The organism is Rhizobium sp. P1_E1 (assembly GCF_056406015.1).
In genome coordinates, this window is the sequence record NZ_JBFUAY010000440.1 from 1 (window position 1) to 2,018 (window position 2,018).

2 protein-coding genes and 2 pseudogenes are annotated in these 2,018 nt (G+C 56.4%); 1 reads left to right on the forward strand and 3 read right to left on the reverse strand.

The features are described from left to right. Window positions 1-90 precede the first annotated feature (90 nt). Both AC1D1Z_RS36830 and AC1D1Z_RS36835 read right to left on the reverse strand, forming a co-directional pair. A complete protein-coding gene (locus AC1D1Z_RS36830) occupies window positions 91-429 on the reverse strand; it encodes a GMC oxidoreductase (RefSeq protein ID WP_245268479.1) in 339 nt (112 codons plus the stop codon). Window positions 430-629: 200 nt separating this feature from the next. Beyond that, on the reverse strand, window positions 630-998 hold the full coding sequence (locus AC1D1Z_RS36835) for a hypothetical protein (protein WP_130657432.1): 369 nt from the start codon (window positions 996-998) through the stop codon (window positions 630-632). 208 nt (window positions 999-1,206) lie between these two features. Here AC1D1Z_RS36835 and AC1D1Z_RS36840 point away from each other — a divergent pair. After that, window positions 1,207-1,533, forward strand: a pseudogene (locus AC1D1Z_RS36840) (DDE-type integrase/transposase/recombinase); the annotation flags it as partial. A gap of 232 nt (window positions 1,534-1,765) precedes the next feature. On the opposite strand, the pseudogene AC1D1Z_RS36845 reads toward AC1D1Z_RS36840, so the two are convergent. Then, a pseudogene (locus tag AC1D1Z_RS36845) lies at window positions 1,766-1,906 on the reverse strand (transposase domain-containing protein); the annotation flags it as partial. Window positions 1,907-2,018 lie beyond the last annotated feature (112 nt).

Below are 2,018 nucleotides of genomic sequence, written 5' to 3' on the forward strand. Positions count from 1 at the left end.
CCCTGGAATGTAGTTAGGTGCACAGTCCGGCTTCGTGTCGCGTGCGTCGAGTTCCGCAGTTCGTTCCGCGTACCGGATATTGGTCTTCGTTCAGTGCAGATATTTCAGAATGTCGCGACTGCTTCGGAAGCACATGGCGGCCAGCGTCAAGGTGACATTGGCTGTACCGATGATCGGCATACTGCCGCCACCCACGAGGTAGAGGTTTTCGTGGTCCCAGCCGCGCTGGTTCTTGTCCACGACGGAATTGGCCTTCGTCGCTCCCGTGATGTGGGTGCCAGACAAATGATTGCCGCCGCGGATGGCATAGCCTCGAGCCTCATAGGCTACGTAGCCGAAATCGCTGGGGTCGTAATGTGTATGATCCTGCGCACCCAAACGCGGAAATACGGTACCCGCAAACTGGCGGCTATAGTCCGCTCCCTTCATGGTATATTCCGGCATAGCGGGCGCGCCGTGTCGGCATTCGCTCGGACCGTTTCCAGTCCTGGACAATGATCCCCTGCTGCTGGCGACATACATGGCAAAGTTCCCTGATCTCATTTCAGCGATGGACCACGCATAAGATGCCGTCCTCGCCCGGTAGAGGATGCTTCCGGGCCTATTTAACAATGGCGACACCGACCGGCTCACAGCAGACAACGACCCAGGGGGCCGATGTATTCCGTCTTGAGGCCGTGACGTCGAACACTTCTCAGAAAATCGTTCGCGGCGATCAGGTTAAGATGAAGCTCGTCCTCGCCAGAACCCACGTTCATGGATTTCATCCAATATAACCCTTGCTGGGAAATGACCCGAAGCCGCCACTTGCCACCCTCCAGCCGACGTAGTTCGAAATCAACACGCTGATGCACCGATGCTGAGATATGGGCCGCAGTCCGGGCCGAACTTTGGGAGACATGCTTTTCGGGTTCTGAAGACATACCTATCCACCACTCAGACCAGATCAGAATTCGGAAACGGTCGGACGGCACACGGCAAGAGCCAATCGTTTCCAATGCGGAAGTCCTAGGCTTGAGATAGCCAGAACCGCCAACCCCACGCCAGATGGTGCAAGGTCAACGGCTAACGACGACAACGACGGAGGGAAGAGGGAAGGAATGATCCATGATGTCGCGATAGCAAGCACACCGGGGAAGAGGGCCGTCTGCGTCCACCAACGTTGTTCCCTCATCGTAACCTCCATTTGAAGCAACAGCAGGAGGCCAAGGCCGTTCGCCGCGTGTGATGATCACCGACAAGCTGCAGTCCTACGGCGCAGCAAAGCGAGAGATCATGCCGGGCGTCGAGCATCGCTCGCACAAGGGCCTGAACAATCGGGCGGAGAACTCTCATAAACCCGTCCGACGACGGGAGAGGATCATGAAGCGCTTCAAGTCAGCGCGACAGCTTCAGCGTTTCGTTTCCATCCACGACCCGGTCGTCAACCTCTTTAACGTTCCCCGCCACGATATTCCATCCACCCACCATCGAGAACTGCGAGCAACTGCCATGCAAGCATGGCGCCTAATCGCGCGCCTTCATGCCGAATGAACCAAAGCCTCACTCCCAGATCTTGTTTTCACAGCGTTAAGTTTACGGTGCCTCCAATCGTTTGGACCGCTTCTTGGCCCAGCTCCAACTGAGGCGAGTGTAATTGAAGACACCAATTCAGCTATAATCATTTCTGGGCGAGGTAAATGAGTAGATTTACTGTAAGCGCTCGTTTCCATGCGCATTGACGCGGCCAGTTTGACGTTGGTCGCTGTCAGACGGTCGCATCGGTTCAGGCAGCGGCGGGTTTGGTGAAGTTGAAGGGCAGCAGATCGGTGATGTCGGCATCTGCTCCGCCCTGGGGCAACTCGCCGAGAAGATGGCGCAAGTAGGCCAAGGGTTCGATGCCGCAGGCTCGGCATGTCAGCATGAGGCGTGTCTCAGTTCTTCTTCCGAGCCGTCCTGATGATGCGGCACTCTAAACTTAACGCTGTGAAAACAAGATCTGGGAGTGAGGCTTTGGTTCATTCGGCATGAAGGCGCGC

Bases quoted from the DNA above. Each gene is read 5' to 3' on its own strand.
- AC1D1Z_RS36830 (WP_245268479.1), bottom strand. From the start codon at position 429: ATGAAGGGAGCGGACTATAGCCGCCAGTTTGCGGGTACCGTATTTCCG.